The organism is Bacillus cereus group sp. BfR-BA-01441 (assembly GCF_022663075.1).
GTDB classification, from domain to species: Bacteria; Bacillota; Bacilli; order Bacillales; family Bacillaceae_G; genus Bacillus_A; species Bacillus_A cereus.
This window is the reverse complement of record NZ_JAKUEU010000035.1, coordinates 1-15,044: the sequence shown is the minus strand read 5'-3', so window position 1 is coordinate 15,044 and position 15,044 is coordinate 1. Positions and strand designations below refer to the sequence as shown.

Below are 15,044 nucleotides of genomic sequence, written 5' to 3'. Positions count from 1 at the left end.
TACGTTGGTACAGGTGGTGCTTTCACATTTCTCTATTTTTCTGTGGTCGATTGTATTGTGTATATAAATTAAAAAAATGATAGCGTTAGAGCCACCATTTCTCCTGCGGAAGCAAAATAACATCCACATCAAAATTCTCTTTAAACCAATCATACATCAATGTCTCTTTCACTAAATATTCAGAGGCAGAGTGTGACACACCAATTAGAGACATATTCGTTTCTTTTACATAATCCATAATGAGCGAGTATTTATGTCTGCCGTAATCATTGTCGATATGGCAATGGATTTCTCCTGTAATATATGCTTCAGCACCTTTTTCTTCTGCTTCCTTCATTAAAGATACAACATCGCCACATCCAGCGATAATTGCGATTTTTTTGATGGAATCATGTCGTTTACCTTCGAAGTCTGTGTAAGGAATCTGGAAGAGTTGTTTTAAATGTTTTTGGAGTGCTTCTGTTGATGTTTCATCTATTTCACAAATAAGGCCAACTGGTTCTTGCTCTGGACCTCCATATGCAAAGTCGTCCACTACAGTAGAGTTTAATGCTTTTGCAATTGAAATACTCGTTCCATGTGTTTGATGAAAATCCATTGGTACGTGACATGTATATATAGAAAGTTGTTTTTCTTTTATTCCTTGCAAATATTTTTCAGGAATTGGTATGAAACCGCGGCCTGATCTTCCAAGCGGATCACCGCACTCCATTACAAGGGGATGGTGCATAAAGAGTAAATCACCGGGTGTGGATTGTGAAATGAATGTTTCAAGAACGTCATCTGTAGGGAATACAGCTAAAAATACTTTGTTTACATTTTCAGATCCGTGCATCATAAGGCCGTTAAATAAATCTACAAAATTTGCTTCGAAAAATTGTTGCCAAGGAAATTTGATAGGATCATATACGGCTGGGATAAATCGACTAAAGGCACTATCTTTTCCGTATTTTTCAATTTGGAATAAGTGATCGAGTGATTGCTCTATTTTTTTTAAGGCTGGCATGTTTGATAATCCTCCTTAAGATGATTCTTGCTTTATGAGTTGTTTGTATTCTTCGTAGCAAAATAAGAAGCGGATAGGAAACAAATAAAACCTAGAATCCAGCTAATAGAAGGAGAATAGGGAAGTACATGCTGTAATAGCATTCCGCTAGAAATGAAGAAACTACTAAATACACCTAATAACATGGGATATCGTTGTAGTTTGAAGACAGATAGTAAACATCCTTTCTCCTGCATGAACTACTCATAAAAGCTCGATTGCTGAAACTTTATCACATACATTGTATATTAGTCTTAATTTTCTGTATATAACTTTTAAGAAAAATGGTGATACAATATATGAATGATAAGAGAAGAGAGGATGAAGATTAACATATGTACGTTACTGTAACAGAAGCAGCATATAAAAAGATTATGGATACGATTCCAAGTGAAGCGAAATATATAAAGTTATTTTATGATAATGAAGGTTGCGGTTGTGTTATGAGCGGAATCATCGATTTAGTAGCTGTAGCAGAGAAAGATGAGCGCGATGTGGATATTGAATCAAGCACAATGAATTTTATCGCTGATCGTACAAAGCTTGTATTTATGGACGATAAGTTAACGGTTGATTGGCATGAAGGTGGAGGAACTTTTCAGTTGAAGAGCCCAAGCCAGTTTTATAATCCAAATATGAAATTACACGTTCGAGTATAGTAAAGGTGAGTCCAAAATGTATTTTGGACTCACTTTTTTTATTTTATAAGTCGCTATTATTGTCGATAAGTCGATATATTGAAAAAATCGCTGATATAAATGGAGTTGCGCCGATATATTCAGAAAATCGACGATATAATTTCATTTACCAAAACGTTTCATATAATAAAAAGATTTTTTCACATAATGAAATGTACATGTGATTGAATTTTCTGTATAATCTTCTTTGCGGAGGGGATACGCATGAGAAGATGGGGAATTGAGTTATTAATTTTAAGTGTTGTTATTATTTGGGGGATTAACTATACAATTGCGAAGTATGGACTTTTAGAATTTACAGCAATTGAGTTTACTGCACTTCGTATGATGGCGGCGGCACCGCTTCTGTTACTCCTTACCTTTTGTATTGAAAAGTCGGTTTATATGGAGCGAACGGATATACCTAGATTAATTATCGTTAGCGTTGTAGGTATTGTACTGTATCAAACGTTATTTATGGAAACTGTCAAATATACATCCGCTACAAATGCCTCTTTACTCATTTCTATTTCACCTATTTTTACAACTGCATTTGCGATTTTCTTGAAACAAGAAAAGTTTTCTTCTCGAAAGTTAATCGGTTCTATGACTGCCTTTGTTGGTGCAGCCTTAGTTTTAGTAGCAGGACATTCACTTACTAGTTCTTTTTATGGCAATGGAATTGGACTTATTACATCAATATGCTGGGGGCTTTATCCTGTTTTAGCAGGACCATTAATTAAAAAATATTCAGCATTACGTGTTACTGCATGGTCTGCATTAGTGGGTGCGATTCCGCTATTATTGTTAAGTGGTCCACATGTGTTTGTCATGCCATTTCACATTACTCACGGAATGACACTATTTGCTTTACTATATTCTATTTTCTTTGTAACAGTATTTGGTCTAGTAATGTGGTATGTTGGTGTTCAAAAAATTGGGGCGTCACATACGATGGTATATATGTATATAACGCCGCTTGTAGCGGTTCTATTTGCAGCTGTCTGGGCAAATGAATATGTATCGTTTCAACAAATCATCGGTGGAATTATCATTTTTGTCGGTCTATGGTTTGTGAAATCGGAGAAAGTAAAAGTTCATTCTATTGCAGGGGAACCTATATCAAAATAGGAAAACAGATCACCTATGATCTGCTTTCCTATTTTTTTATTTTTGGTAAGAAGATGAGAAACAAGATAGCAGTAATAAGTGGAATTAAGTTTAAAAATGGAATACGGAAGAGTGTAATAAGAATAATACCTGGAAGAAGAACACCGAGGACAGCGTAAAAAATGCTATGATTTTTCGTGTACCAATACAATGAAAGTCCAATAAGTGCAGGGATAATGAGGTGAATGAGAGCCATTAAAAAATAAATCATTAGACGCCCCCTTTATTTGTGTGCTTATTACATCATATCCGTATGTTCATAGATTGATATCATTTTTTTCATAAATGGACGAAAAAAGTTTGAAAAACCGTCACAAAATATGAGAATATGATGTTTGAAATCTTGTATAATATTATTTTCTAAAAACATTTAAACAACATAAACATACTGTTTATGTTGTTTTTAATTTGAATGAAATGAATGTAAGGAATATGAATTTGAAAGAAATTTTTTGTTGGATAGATAAGAACGAATGAAGAGAGGTACAGCATGATTAGTATGTCACTAAGATCATTTAAAATCCAATCGTATTATATACTAGGTATTTTGTTACTAGGTTGGATGTTAACACCGTTTTCAGCACACTTTTTAGGCGCTGGAATTGGGCTTATTGTAAGTATGTATTGCGTTTGGCTTTTAGGCAGAAGAATTGAGAAGCTTGGAGATAGTATTGTAAAGAAGACGAAAGCACCGACACTCGGTATGTTTAACCGTTTTGCAGCTGCCATTTTGGGTGCTATTATTATGTACGAAATTGAGCACCACATGGTTATGTGGGCATTTGCAGTAGGGATTATGGGTGGTTATTTCTTAATCGTTGTGAATTTAGGTTACTATAGCATGAAAGATGAGAAAGAACTAACAAAGAGCTAAAAAAGATAAAAGACTTCTTTTTAGATGGAATAGATGATCCAGCCACGAATAGAAGCGGTCAGGGCCTTTTTTAGCCCCATACGATGTGAAACCCGAGAGATGTAGTGAGTAGGGATATAATGTATATATTCGAAGCTGTAATTTTATAATCTAGGTCACAGATGAAGAGATTAGCGTTTCACTTTATATAAGATATAGAAAGAAGCTTACGTTTTCACGTAAGCTTCTTTTTTATGTAAGTGTGTGTAACCGTTAAGCCGCATTGGGTTTTGTCGGTGAGTACGCGAAACTTTACGGTTACACGACACTTATTCATATGAGTAAAGGGTTATTCCAACAGAAAGTTTTAATTTAAGCGATTGGACCGCCTAAGTTAATAATGTCTTCAGATACGCTGTCGAACTTTTTGAAGTTAGCTTTGAATTTATTTGCAAGTTCGATTGCTTTTGCTTTGTAAGCAGCTTTATCAGCCCAAGTTTGTTCAGGCATTAACACTTCGTCAGGTACACCTGGTACGTGAAGTGGAACTTCAAGACCGAAGATGTCATGTTTAGCTGTTTCAGTTTTCGCAAGTTCACCGTTTAATGCTGCTTGAATCATTGCACGAGTGTAACCTAAGTTCATACGTTTACCAACGCCGTATTCGCCACCAGTCCAGCCAGTGTTTACTAAGAATACTTTCGCAGCGTGTTTCTCGATTTTTTCACCAAGCATTTCAGCATAGCGAGATGCATCAAGTGGTAAGAATGGTGAACCGAAGCAAGTTGAGAATGTTGCTTGCGGAGATGTAACGCCGCGCTCTGTTCCTGCTAGTTTACTAGTGTAACCACTTAAGAAATGATACATAGCTTGCTCTTTTGATAACTTACTGATTGGAGGCAATACGCCAGATGCATCAGCAGTTAAGAAAATAATTGTATTTGGGTGTCCAGCAACACTTGGCAGTACGATATTGTCGATCGCATGCATAGGGTATGCAGCACGAGTATTTTCTGTTAAAGTAGTATCGTTGTAGTCGGCGATACGTGTTTGGTCATTAATGATAACGTTTTCTAAAACAGATCCAAATGTGATTGCATCGAAAATTTGTGGTTCTTTCTCGTGAGAAAGGTTTACACATTTCGCGTAGCAACCGCCTTCAATATTGAATACACCGTTATCAGACCAACCGTGCTCATCATCACCGATTAATTTACGGTTTGGATCAGCAGATAATGTTGTTTTACCTGTTCCAGATAAACCGAAGAATAGTGCTACGTCGCCTTCTTCACCTACGTTTGCAGAGCAATGCATAGAAAGAATATCTTGTTCAGGTAGTAAGAAGTTCATAATAGAGAAGATTGATTTTTTCATTTCTCCAGCGTATTCTGTACCACCAATTAGTACGATACGTTTTTCGAATGAAACCATAATGAATGCTTCAGAGTTTGTACCGTCAACAGCTGGATCAGCTTTGAAGTTCGGTGCAGAAACAATTGTGAACCCTGACTCATGAGTTGTTAATTCTTCTTCAGTTGGACGAATGAATAATTGATGTACAAATAAATTGTGCCATGCATATTCATTAATAACTTGAATTGGTAGGCGGTAATTGCGGTCAGCGCCTGCAAATCCTTTGAAGACGAATAACTCTTCTTTTTCTTTTAAGTATTCTAAAACTTTAGTATATAATTTATTAAAATGTTCTTCAGAAATCGGTTGGTTTACAGCTCCCCAAGCAATTTTGTCAGCAACCGATGCTTCTTTCACAATAAATTTATCTTTAGGAGAACGTCCTGTATATTTTCCTGTTGAAGCAGAAACGGCACCAGTAGAAGTTAATTTCCCTTCATTTCGCATTAATACTTTTTCCACTAATTGCGGAACACTTAGTTGAATCTGTGCATTGCTTCCGTTCAATAATTCGTGTAAACCAATTTGGACATTCACAGTACTCATATTTATATACCATCCTTTTCATTTAATGAAATATTTCTCGTAATCCCCAACAAGAGTATAACACAATTATATAAATAATGTATACTATTTATTTCTTTTTGTTTGTGTGAATGCATTATTTCCCTATTAATATTTCATTTCAGGCGTATTGAGAAAAACTTTCAGGAAAATGTGAATATTAATTGACAAATGAATATCATTTCTTTAGTATAGGTTGGGACGGATACTCTCTTATCCCGAGCTGGCGGAGGGACAGGCCCGATGAAGCCCAGCAACCTCACTTGTATTGATAAATGCAGGTGAATAGGTGCTAAAACCTGTGCGAGGCTACAGGTCTCGAACGATAAGAGCGAAGGGCAAAAAGCAGTATGCAAGTAGCAAATTAAACCTTTCCTCTATGTAAAGTAGGAAAGGTTTTTCTGTATGCTTGTGTGGGAGAATAAATGTATGTCGCAGTTTGTGGCAAATTAAGGATGAGTTCCGTACAATATATACAATTACTGTAGGGAGGTTTACCACATGACAAAAAAACGTCATCTGTTCACATCTGAGTCTGTAACTGAAGGACATCCAGATAAAATTTGTGACCAAATTTCTGATTCAATTTTAGATGCGATCTTATCAAAAGACGCAAATGCACGTGTAGCTTGTGAAACAACTGTAACAACTGGTTTAGTATTGGTAGCGGGGGAAATTACGACTTCTACTTACGTAGATATTCCAAAAATCGTTCGTGAAACAATTCAAGGCATTGGTTACACACGCGCAAAATACGGATTCGATGCAGAAACTTGTGCAGTTTTAACATCTATCGATGAGCAATCTGCTGACATCGCTATGGGTGTTGACCAAGCGCTAGAAGCACGCGAAGGTCAAATGACTGACGCTGAGATTGAGGCAATTGGTGCAGGAGACCAAGGTTTAATGTTTGGTTTCGCATGTAATGAAACACAAGAGTTAATGCCACTTCCAATCTCGCTTGCTCACAAATTAGCTCGCCGTTTAACTGAAGTACGTAAAGATGATACATTATCATACTTACGTCCGGATGGAAAAACGCAAGTTACAGTTGAGTATGATGAAAATGGTAAACCAGTACGTGTTGATACTATCGTAATTTCTACACAACATCACCCAGATGTTACATGGGAAGAAATCGATCGCGACTTAAAAGAGCACGTAATTAAAGCTGTAGTACCAGCAGAATTAATGGATGGAGAAACGAAATTCTTCATTAACCCAACTGGCCGCTTCGTAATTGGTGGACCACAAGGTGATGCTGGTTTAACAGGACGTAAAATCATCGTTGATACTTACGGTGGATACGCTCGCCACGGTGGCGGTGCATTCTCTGGTAAAGATGCAACGAAAGTTGACCGTTCTGCAGCATATGCAGCTCGTTATGTTGCGAAAAACATCGTAGCAGCTGGTCTTGCTGAAAAAGCAGAAGTACAACTTGCATACGCAATCGGTGTAGCACAACCAGTATCAATTTCAGTTGATACATTCGGCACTGGTAAAGTATCTGAAGACGTACTAGTAGAGCTAGTTCGTAACAACTTCGATCTTCGCCCAGCTGGTATTATTAAAATGCTAGACTTACGTCGCCCAATTTACAAACAAACAGCAGCTTACGGCCACTTCGGACGTACTGATGTAGATCTATCATGGGAACGTACAGACAAAGCAGCAGCTTTAAAAGAGCAAGCTGGTCTATAATATATGAAAAAAAGCTTTGCGCGGTGAGCGCAAAGCTTTTTTTATTTATAATTACGTTGGAATAAAGCGAAGAGTTCAATGTCATGCCAATTGCCATTGCGGAATATAGCTTCTTTACAAGTTCCTTCATGTTGAAAACCGAGTGATTTATATAATTTAATTGCTCTATCGTTAAAAGAAAATACTCGTAAAGAAAGGCGATGTAAATTTAATTCTAAAAATGCATAATCCAATAATAAGGTGAAAGCTTCCTTCCCATAACCTTGCCCCCAGTAATCCTTGTTACCAATATCAATAATACATTCAGCGTTTCGGTTATACGAATCAATATGAATTAAAGAAGTAATACCAATTGAAAGATGCGTAGATTTTTCTTCAATGATATAGCTCTTAGAGTCCGAAGAATGAATAAATTGCTGGCAAAGTTTTTCTGTGTCTTGAAGGGAATATTTATCAAGAGTGAGCGTAGTTGAACTCATAACGTCTATATCATTATGCCATTTATAATATGTTAGAATATCATCTTCGGAAAACTTTCGTAACTGGATACGGTTTGATTCAAACAATGTAAGTCCTCCTTTTGTATTTCCTTTTCACATGATTTACAAAGGATTGATTTCTTCTGGAACATATGTAATCAACCTTTCAGTTGACGTGCTTTACCTGCGCAAAAGGCACTACTTAGTAAAAATAGTGTCGCGAATATAATGCTTACTAATGTAGCGTATGGAATTGCGCCTTTTAAGGAAAAGCCGACAGTGATTGAAGCGATGAATAAGAGGATAAATGTTGTTGTTAATTTTTTATAAAGTTCCATACTATGTAGACCTCCAATTTATTTTTTAGTACAAGTTTTAAAATTGAATTCTATTATGTAGAAAATATAAAGAGTAGCTAAAGAAGTGTAGTCTAGGAGTATAAGAAAGGACACTTTCCTTTTTGTGGGTTAGTATACTTATATTGTATCATGGCGCATGATTGGCTTCATACATAATTGTGTAAAGGTATGTATGATAAAATGAAGGAAAGTCTTTAAGAAAGGAAAGATAAAAAATGAGTGTAACTGAACATAAAAAACAAGCTCCAAAAGAAGTGCGTTGCAAGATCGTGACGATTTCCGATACACGTACGGAAGAAACAGATAAGAGCGGACAACTATTACATGAATTGTTAAAAGAAGCGGGACATAAAGTAACTTCTTATGAAATTGTAAAAGATGATAAAGAAAGTATTCAGCAAGCAGTGTTAGCTGGTTATCATAAGGAAGATGTAGATGTTGTATTAACAAATGGCGGTACTGGTATTACGAAACGCGATGTCACAATTGAAGCAGTATCAGCGTTATTAGATAAAGAAATTGTTGGATTTGGTGAGCTGTTCCGTATGATTAGTTATTTAGAAGATATCGGAAGCAGCGCAATGTTAAGTAGAGCGATTGGTGGTACAATTGGGCGCAAAGTAGTCTTCTCGATGCCAGGGTCTAGCGGAGCGGTTCGCCTTGCGATGAATAAATTAATTTTACCGGAATTAGGTCATATTACATTTGAGCTGCATCGCCAATGAGTAAGTATGCTGGAATTGTATTAGCAGGTGGTATGTCGAGTAGATTCGGTGAGCCGAAAGCGTTAGCAATTTGGAAGGGAACTACTTTTGTTGAGCATATTGTGAAAGTGATGGGAAATACTTTGCAAGACATTGTAGTAATTAGCCATACTGATATAAAAGAGCGAGTAGAGCAATTCGTACAAGTACCTGTTATAGAAGATATTCCGCACTATAAAGGGAATGGACCGCTGGCCGGCATTGTATCAGGAATGGAATACATAGAAGCAGATTGGTACGCTATTATGCCTTGCGATGCACCAAACGTGTCGCATGAATGGTTTACCATTTTACTAGAGCAAACGAGCAATGAATATGATGCGGTTGTACCTATTATTAATGGAAGAAAACAACCGCTACTTGCGGCGTATCATAACCGCGTGAAAGAAAAGATTTATGCTTTACTTCAGGAAGAAAAAAGAAGTATGGGGCAGCTTTTATCACAATGTAATGTGAAGTATGTTTCTGGAGAAGATGTACAAGCGAATGCGGATTGGTTTATAAATGTAAATACGAAAGAAGAATATGTGCAGGCTCAAAAAGACCTTTCAAATGAATGAAAGGTTTTTTTGATATACAGAATTGGGGAACAATTGCTGTATAAAGGTATGTGAGTGAGTTGATTTTAAGGGGAATTCTTAAAATCATTATACAGTTAAAATACTGTATAACCATATATTAATTTTTATGGGTTTTTATTACAAGTCTGTTTAGTTATGTTTATTTTTGATATAATTAATATAGAAATAAAACAATGCTTAACCTTATGTATCATTTATTAAACTAAAATTTATGACCATGTAATAAACTCCCTTCGTTTTTTGAAGGGAGTTTTTCTATTTAAGCAAGCAACTCCGATGCGTTATGCTGAAGGACTTCTTCATATTGGTTAAGCAAGCCACGAAAGACCTCATCCCAGCTCTTTGATTTCGCAAAAGAGGAAGATTCTATTCCCATCTGCTCAAGTTTTTCTTCATTTTGTAATAAAAAATAAATGGATGATAGAAATGCATCTTCATTTTTAGGCGGACAAAGAACTCCCGTTTTTCCATCTGTAATAATATTTTTAACCCCGCCACTATTTGCACCAATAACAGGTGTACCGCATGCGAGTGATTCAAGTACGACATTTCCGAATGTTTCAGTAGCTGATGGAAACACCATTATGTTAGAACAAGCATATGCTTCAGCTAAATCCCCGCCTTGTAAATAGCCAGTAAAAGTGATATTTGTTTTCGGAACAGCTTCACGTAAACTTGTTGCTAGAGGACCGTCTCCTGCGATGAGCCAATGAATATCGTTTCGAGTATGTGCTGTTTTAACGATAAGGTGTTGCAGCGTATCAATATCTTTTTCAGGAGCAATTCGTCCAACATAGGAAAGGACATACTTCGCTGTAATATTATATTTTTTTCGGAATAGGTCTGTATTGTAAGCTGGATGAAAGAGTGTGCAATCTACACCACGTCCCCATATAGAGAGGGTCTGAAAGCCTTTATTTTTTAATTGATGTAATGTTTCAAAGGAAGGTACAAAATTTTTTTGCATATGACTATGAAACCATTTTAAATAGTTCCAAAGCATATTGGAGAGGAATTCGATTTTGTAATAACGTAAATAGGCATCGAAATCAGTATGATAAGAACCGACAACTGGGATGTTTAACTTTTTTGCATAATACAATCCACAAAGTCCCATGTTGAAAGGTGTGGCAATGTGAATAATGTCAGGTTTAAAGGAAAGTAGTTCCCGTTTAATACGCGGAGTAGGAAAAGAAAAACGACATTCTGGATATAATATTGTTAACGGGATACTTCTCATCTTATTCACATTCGCTACAAAATTATCTTCAGCTGTATGCTGAGGGGCGAAAACAGAATAGGCGATCTGTTCTTTCTGAAAATATCGTGTTAATCGCTCTAACGTTTTCGCAACCCCGTTAACTTGTGGCGTAAAAGTATCGGTAAAAATGGCGACTCTCATCATATCACTCCTTTATGTGAAAAGTGGGATGAATTGATAAAAAGAGATGATGCCAGAGCAAGTGCCAAGGCACATACCGACGAATACATCTGACGGATAGTGAAGTCCTAAATAAATACGTGAAATACCGACGCATAATGCTAACGGTAATAGGAAAGCAAGTAAGCTTGGATTATAGCAAATAAATGGAATGAAGACAGAGAAAACGGCTGTTGTATGACCAGACGGGAAAGAGTGGTCTTTTAATGGATGGACTGGATATTTTGCATCCTGAATTGTTAAATAAGGACGTTTTCGTGGATACCATCTTTTTAATATTTGTACAGGAATATGGCTAATTGCTAAAGAAATAGCAGTTGCAATTGCTGCTTGATGTAAAGTACCTTTTGCAAAAATTAAAAAGAAAAGTGTGAGTGCGATGGAGAAAGTCGCGCCACCGATATGAGTAATATTGCTGAAAAAGATATTTAATGTTTTTTGATCAAAGTAGCGATTAATTCCTTTAAAAATGTAACATTCTATTTTATATAATCCACTGACCTTCATGAAAATTCTCCTCCCTCGTTTACATATATATGGAGATATTAGCTTTTATTTTAATAAGATTTTGTTGAGGGAGTAATAATGTTTTGTAAAGAAAAAGTTAGATTTTATATAAAAAAAGCTGCCAATCTTATGGCAGCGGAAATTTACTTCTGTAATGATTTATAATATTGACCTTTTTCAACGTATTGCGTGCGAATACGCTCCATATCTTTACGGTCTTCTGCTGTTAATTCACGAATGACTTTCGCGGGACGACCGAAAGCTAACGTGTTTGGTGGAATTTTCTTTCCTTGTGAAACGAGGCTTCCAGCGCCGATAAAAGCTCCTTCGCCAATTTCAGCACCATCTAATATAATGGATCCCATTCCAATTAAAGCATCTTTTTTAATATGACAACTATGTAAAATAACTTGATGCCCAACTGTAACATCATCTTCTAAGATAAGAGGATACTGAGGGCTTTGGTGGAGTGTACATTGGTCTTGTACATTTACTCGGTCTCCAATGATCGTTGGTGACACATCACCACGGATGACTGTATTAAACCAAATACTTGATTCCTCGCCAACGTAAACATCGCCTGTAATCGTAACATAGTCAGCGATAAAAGCACTACTCGCAATTTTCGGTTTTTTTTCTTTGTAAGGATATATCATGTAAAGTCTTCCTTTCCTAGAGACTAGTTTTAGTGTATCAAATTATGAGAAAGAGTGAAATGGAGGAGAGCCGTATGTGGAATTATGAAGCGGAGGAAGCAAAGGCTGTCATTGTTATTGTGCACGGCGCAATGGAATATCACGGACGTTACGAAGCCGTTGCGGAAATGTGGAATCATATCGGCTACCACGTCGTGATGGGGGATCTTCCGTCACATGGAACGACTTCAAGAAATAGAGGACATATTGATTCATTTGATGAATACATAGAGGAAGTTAAACTATGGGTGAAAGAAGCAAGGAAGTATAGGTTACCTATTTTTCTATTCGGTCATAGTATGGGTGGTCTTATTGTCATTCGTATGATGCAAGAAACGAAGAGAGAAGATGTAGAGGGTATTATTTTGAGTTCGCCTTGTTTAGGGGTAGTGACTGGACCCTCTGCTCCGCTTCAATTTGCTTCAAAAATATTAAATGTTGTGGCTCCAAAATTGCAATTTGCAACGAATCTTACGGTGGAAATGTCAACACGTAACCACGAGGTGAGAGATGCAATGGAGAATGATTCTTTGTTCTTGCGCAAAGTATCAGTACGTTGGTATAGTGAATTGATTAAGTCTATCGAAATTGCTCATAAAAAAATAGATGATTTTCCAGATGTTCCGCTCTTGCTAATGCAAGCTTGTGAGGATAAACTTGTAGATAAAACACGTGTCCGCACTTGGTTTGATAATGTTAAAATAAGTGATAAGGCTTTTAAAGAATGGCCGAATTGTTATCACGAGTTATTAAATGAGTATGAGCGTGATGAAATTTTGAGTTATATTCAGTCATTTACTGAAATGCATGTCAATAATATAGTAAAAACAAACAAATAAATCATTATTTGTACATTTAATAGAGGAGATGAAGGAAGAAGTGAACGTACCGAGTAATCCCATAACGCTCATGGCGAAAGTATACCGTGATGTGTTTCCGGTTGTACACCATGAGCTAGCGATGTGGAAAGAGCGTGCCTACCATATTCCGAATGATGAGCTTCATAGTCAGGCAATCGCAAGTATTGAGCATAAAACGTTTCATTGTGAGGGCGGTGGCATTTTAGCTCTGCTAGCAAATGAACACCGAGAAGAATGTATTCGTTTTATCGTAGCGTATCAAACGATCAGCGACTATTTAGATAATTTATGTGATCGCAGTACATCACTTGATCCAAATGATTTTGCCGCACTGCATGAATCGATGTTAATGGCATTATCACCTGAAGTAGAAGGTGGCGGTAATTATTATCGTTATCGTGATGATCAAGATGATGGTGGTTATTTAGATGAACTTGTTGAAACATGCCAAGATGTTTTAAAGAAAACGAAGCACTATGACAAAATTGCTCCTGTTCTTCATGAACTTGCTTGTTATTATTGTGATTTGCAAATTCATAAACACGTGAAGTTAGAAGAAAGAGAGCCGCGCCTGAAAAATTGGTTTGAAGCACATAAAGAAAACTTACCTGAGATGAGTTGGTTTGAATTTTCAGCATGTGCCGGTTCTACACTTGGAATTTTCTGTCTTGTAGCATATGCATTTCATGATGAGTTACATGATGAAGATATTGCGAAAATTAGACAAGGGTACTTCCCTTACGTACAAGGACTTCATATCTTACTTGATTATTTCATTGATCAAGAAGAAGACCGTATAGGCGGAGATTTGAATTTCTGTAGTTATTATGAAAACGAGCAAGCGATATTAGATCGGATGAAACACTTTGTAGAAGAAGCGGAGAAGAGCATTGGTGATTTGCCTCATGCGAAGTTTCATCGCCTTATAAGCCGAGGGTTACTTGGTATTTATTTATCAGATCAAAAAGTATCAGCACAAAAGAATATGCACAAAATGGCACGGCGCATTGTAAAGTACGGAGGCCTCACTTCACGATTCTTCTATTGGAACGGGAAGATGTACCGAAAGAAAACAGCGCAGTGATGAAGAAAACCACTCATGTAGAGTGGTTTTTTGTTATAATATGGTAAAGGTGGTGGTGGAAATGAAGCGATTGTTTCAAAAGCTATATGACAATATTGAAGTAACATTACTTGTGCTACTTTCCATTTCATTTGTAACTGGAATGTATATGATGATGAATAAAACCGGCGGTCCTACAACGATGGATTATGTAGCTCAAATTATCATTGCATTGATTATTATAGTAGATATTGTTTTTTTAATAAGTGGTAGAAAAAAAGAGAACAGTAAATAAAAAGCATTTGTACACGATGGTACAAATGCTTTTTCATTATGATCGTATTTTTAAAAATACATATATAAGAAGTTCAATTGCAAAAATAACTAAAACAGATAGTCCAAATAAAGGCATGACAGCGCCTAGTATCACCATCATGATAAAGAAAACGAATATACTTTTCTTATCTCTTTGTTTTGGAGGTGCGGCTAATTTTTCTTTCGGCTTTCTTGCTAACCACATTTTTATTCCGTAATAAATGAGAAGTAGTAGAGATAATGTCGTTAGTAAGCATAATATTTTATTTGGCCATCCGAATAAATGTCCTTCATGAAGCGGGATACCGTAAGTGAACCATTGTGCAAGTAATCCATAATCACGATAGTCCGTTTTTGAAATGAGCTCCCCGCTATATTGGTCAAAGTAAGCTGTTATCTCTTCATTTGGTGCAACATGCATACCTGTAATACCAGAACCGCTCGATTTCGAAACAGTGAATACACCTTTCGGATCAGCTGGTAGTGAAATAACATATGGCTTCTTTATTTCAATTCCTTTTTGTAATTCATCGACAGAAATTGCTTTCGGTTCATTT

General features: G+C 36.5%; 18 protein-coding genes and 1 riboswitch. Of the genes, 9 read left to right on the top strand and 9 right to left on the bottom strand.

What is annotated here, in order from left to right:
• Positions 1-85: 85 nt before the first annotated feature.
• Entirely contained in the window at positions 86-1,006 is a 921-nt protein-coding gene (locus tag MR107_RS16030; protein ID WP_001111124.1) for a Nif3-like dinuclear metal center hexameric protein, read from the bottom strand.
• Positions 1,007-1,380: 374 nt separating this feature from the next.
• On the opposite strand from MR107_RS16030, the gene MR107_RS16025 reads away from it, so the two are divergent.
• Positions 1,381-1,704 carry an iron-sulfur cluster biosynthesis family protein gene (locus tag MR107_RS16025; RefSeq protein WP_000289570.1) on the top strand — a complete coding sequence of 108 codons (324 nt, stop codon included), beginning with the start codon at positions 1,381-1,383 and terminating at the stop codon, positions 1,702-1,704.
• Positions 1,705-1,947: 243 nt separating this feature from the next.
• Positions 1,948-2,853 carry a DMT family transporter gene (locus MR107_RS16020; RefSeq protein ID WP_001255411.1) on the top strand — a complete coding sequence of 302 codons (906 nt, stop codon included), beginning with the start codon at positions 1,948-1,950 and terminating at the stop codon, positions 2,851-2,853.
• A gap of 28 nt (positions 2,854-2,881) precedes the next feature.
• Here the strand turns inward: MR107_RS16020 and MR107_RS16015 are convergent, their stop codons facing one another.
• A complete protein-coding gene (locus MR107_RS16015) occupies positions 2,882-3,103 on the bottom strand; it encodes a hypothetical protein (protein ID WP_000639042.1) in 222 nt (73 codons plus the stop codon).
• A gap of 279 nt (positions 3,104-3,382) precedes the next feature.
• Between MR107_RS16015 and MR107_RS16010 the strand changes: the two genes are divergently transcribed.
• Positions 3,383-3,766, top strand: a complete 384-nt coding sequence (locus MR107_RS16010) for an ATP synthase subunit I (protein WP_000624926.1) — start codon at positions 3,383-3,385, stop codon at positions 3,764-3,766.
• A 351-nt stretch (positions 3,767-4,117) separates the two neighbouring features.
• Here MR107_RS16010 and pckA read toward each other — a convergent pair whose 3' ends face one another.
• Positions 4,118-5,704, bottom strand: a complete 1,587-nt coding sequence (gene pckA, locus MR107_RS16005; protein WP_242292517.1) for a phosphoenolpyruvate carboxykinase (ATP) — start codon at positions 5,702-5,704, stop codon at positions 4,118-4,120.
• A gap of 228 nt (positions 5,705-5,932) precedes the next feature.
• A riboswitch (SAM riboswitch) is annotated at positions 5,933-6,054 on the top strand.
• A 169-nt stretch (positions 6,055-6,223) separates the two neighbouring features.
• On the opposite strand from pckA, the gene metK reads away from it, so the two are divergent.
• Complete coding sequence (gene metK / locus MR107_RS16000) at positions 6,224-7,423, top strand: methionine adenosyltransferase (protein WP_000163123.1); 1,200 nt, start codon at positions 6,224-6,226, stop codon at positions 7,421-7,423.
• Between the two features lie 41 nt (positions 7,424-7,464).
• Here the strand turns inward: metK and MR107_RS15995 are convergent, their stop codons facing one another.
• Together MR107_RS15995 and MR107_RS15990 are read right to left on the bottom strand one after the other, a co-directional pair.
• Positions 7,465-7,989, bottom strand: a complete 525-nt coding sequence (locus MR107_RS15995; RefSeq protein ID WP_000464126.1) for a GNAT family N-acetyltransferase — start codon at positions 7,987-7,989, stop codon at positions 7,465-7,467.
• A gap of 71 nt (positions 7,990-8,060) precedes the next feature.
• A complete protein-coding gene (locus tag MR107_RS15990) occupies positions 8,061-8,240 on the bottom strand; it encodes a hypothetical protein (protein ID WP_002123244.1) in 180 nt (59 codons plus the stop codon).
• A 236-nt stretch (positions 8,241-8,476) separates the two neighbouring features.
• Between MR107_RS15990 and MR107_RS15985 the strand changes: the two genes are divergently transcribed.
• Both MR107_RS15985 and MR107_RS15980 read left to right on the top strand, forming a co-directional pair.
• A complete protein-coding gene (locus MR107_RS15985; RefSeq protein ID WP_000117124.1) occupies positions 8,477-8,986 on the top strand; it encodes a MogA/MoaB family molybdenum cofactor biosynthesis protein in 510 nt (169 codons plus the stop codon).
• Entirely contained in the window at positions 8,983-9,585 is a 603-nt protein-coding gene (locus MR107_RS15980; protein ID WP_242292516.1) for a molybdenum cofactor guanylyltransferase, read from the top strand. Before MR107_RS15985 ends, MR107_RS15980 begins: the two co-directional genes overlap by 4 nt.
• A 280-nt stretch (positions 9,586-9,865) precedes the next feature.
• Here the strand turns inward: MR107_RS15980 and MR107_RS15975 are convergent, their stop codons facing one another.
• From MR107_RS15975 to MR107_RS15965, 3 genes are all read right to left on the bottom strand, one after another.
• Positions 9,866-11,008 carry a glycosyltransferase family 4 protein gene (locus MR107_RS15975; RefSeq protein ID WP_001261642.1) on the bottom strand — a complete coding sequence of 381 codons (1,143 nt, stop codon included), beginning with the start codon at positions 11,006-11,008 and terminating at the stop codon, positions 9,866-9,868.
• Between the two features lie 12 nt (positions 11,009-11,020).
• On the bottom strand, positions 11,021-11,554 hold the full coding sequence (locus tag MR107_RS15970) for a phosphatase PAP2 family protein (protein WP_000868582.1): 534 nt from the start codon (positions 11,552-11,554) through the stop codon (positions 11,021-11,023).
• A 143-nt stretch (positions 11,555-11,697) separates the two neighbouring features.
• Entirely contained in the window at positions 11,698-12,210 is a 513-nt protein-coding gene (locus MR107_RS15965; RefSeq protein WP_000640188.1) for a gamma carbonic anhydrase, read from the bottom strand.
• 74 nt (positions 12,211-12,284) lie between these two features.
• Here MR107_RS15965 and MR107_RS15960 point away from each other — a divergent pair, with 74 nt between their 5' ends.
• Genes MR107_RS15960 through MR107_RS15950 form a run of 3 tightly spaced genes read left to right on the top strand, consistent with a single transcriptional unit; the run spans position 12,285 to position 14,467 of the window.
• The gene (locus tag MR107_RS15960) at positions 12,285-13,088 is read left to right on the top strand and encodes an alpha/beta hydrolase (protein WP_000267421.1); all 804 of its coding nucleotides are present in this window, start codon (positions 12,285-12,287) and stop codon (positions 13,086-13,088) included.
• 40 nt (positions 13,089-13,128) lie between these two features.
• Entirely contained in the window at positions 13,129-14,193 is a 1,065-nt protein-coding gene (locus MR107_RS15955) for a tetraprenyl-beta-curcumene synthase family protein (protein ID WP_001102461.1), read from the top strand.
• Between the two features lie 40 nt (positions 14,194-14,233).
• Entirely contained in the window at positions 14,234-14,467 is a 234-nt protein-coding gene (locus tag MR107_RS15950) for a hypothetical protein (RefSeq protein WP_118961730.1), read from the top strand.
• Between the two features lie 36 nt (positions 14,468-14,503).
• Here the strand turns inward: MR107_RS15950 and MR107_RS15945 are convergent.
• A partial coding sequence (locus tag MR107_RS15945; protein ID WP_242292515.1) for a PepSY domain-containing protein occupies positions 14,504-15,044 on the bottom strand: 541 nt, incomplete at its 5' end.

Excerpts from the sequence above, each read along its gene's own strand:
- MR107_RS16010 (WP_000624926.1), top strand. The coding sequence starts at position 3,383 with ATGATTAGTATGTCACTAAGATCATTTAAAATCCAATCGTATTATATA.
- metK (WP_000163123.1), top strand. The coding sequence starts at position 6,224 with ATGACAAAAAAACGTCATCTGTTCACATCTGAGTCTGTAACTGAAGGA.
- MR107_RS15990 (WP_002123244.1), bottom strand. The coding sequence starts at position 8,240 with ATGGAACTTTATAAAAAATTAACAACAACATTTATCCTCTTATTCATC.
- MR107_RS16025 (WP_000289570.1), top strand. The coding sequence starts at position 1,381 with ATGTACGTTACTGTAACAGAAGCAGCATATAAAAAGATTATGGATACG.
- MR107_RS15965 (WP_000640188.1), bottom strand. The coding sequence starts at position 12,210 with ATGATATATCCTTACAAAGAAAAAAAACCGAAAATTGCGAGTAGTGCT.
- MR107_RS15985 (WP_000117124.1), top strand. The coding sequence starts at position 8,477 with ATGAGTGTAACTGAACATAAAAAACAAGCTCCAAAAGAAGTGCGTTGC.
- MR107_RS16015 (WP_000639042.1), bottom strand. The coding sequence starts at position 3,103 with ATGATTTATTTTTTAATGGCTCTCATTCACCTCATTATCCCTGCACTT.
- MR107_RS15970 (WP_000868582.1), bottom strand. The coding sequence starts at position 11,554 with ATGAAGGTCAGTGGATTATATAAAATAGAATGTTACATTTTTAAAGGA.
- MR107_RS16030 (WP_001111124.1), bottom strand. The coding sequence starts at position 1,006 with ATGCCAGCCTTAAAAAAAATAGAGCAATCACTCGATCACTTATTCCAA.
- MR107_RS15980 (WP_242292516.1), top strand. The coding sequence starts at position 8,983 with ATGAGTAAGTATGCTGGAATTGTATTAGCAGGTGGTATGTCGAGTAGA.
- MR107_RS16020 (WP_001255411.1), top strand. The coding sequence starts at position 1,948 with ATGAGAAGATGGGGAATTGAGTTATTAATTTTAAGTGTTGTTATTATT.
- MR107_RS15975 (WP_001261642.1), bottom strand. The coding sequence starts at position 11,008 with ATGAGAGTCGCCATTTTTACCGATACTTTTACGCCACAAGTTAACGGG.
- MR107_RS15950 (WP_118961730.1), top strand. The coding sequence starts at position 14,234 with ATGGTAAAGGTGGTGGTGGAAATGAAGCGATTGTTTCAAAAGCTATAT.
- MR107_RS15960 (WP_000267421.1), top strand. The coding sequence starts at position 12,285 with ATGTGGAATTATGAAGCGGAGGAAGCAAAGGCTGTCATTGTTATTGTG.
- pckA (WP_242292517.1), bottom strand. The coding sequence starts at position 5,704 with ATGAGTACTGTGAATGTCCAAATTGGTTTACACGAATTATTGAACGGA.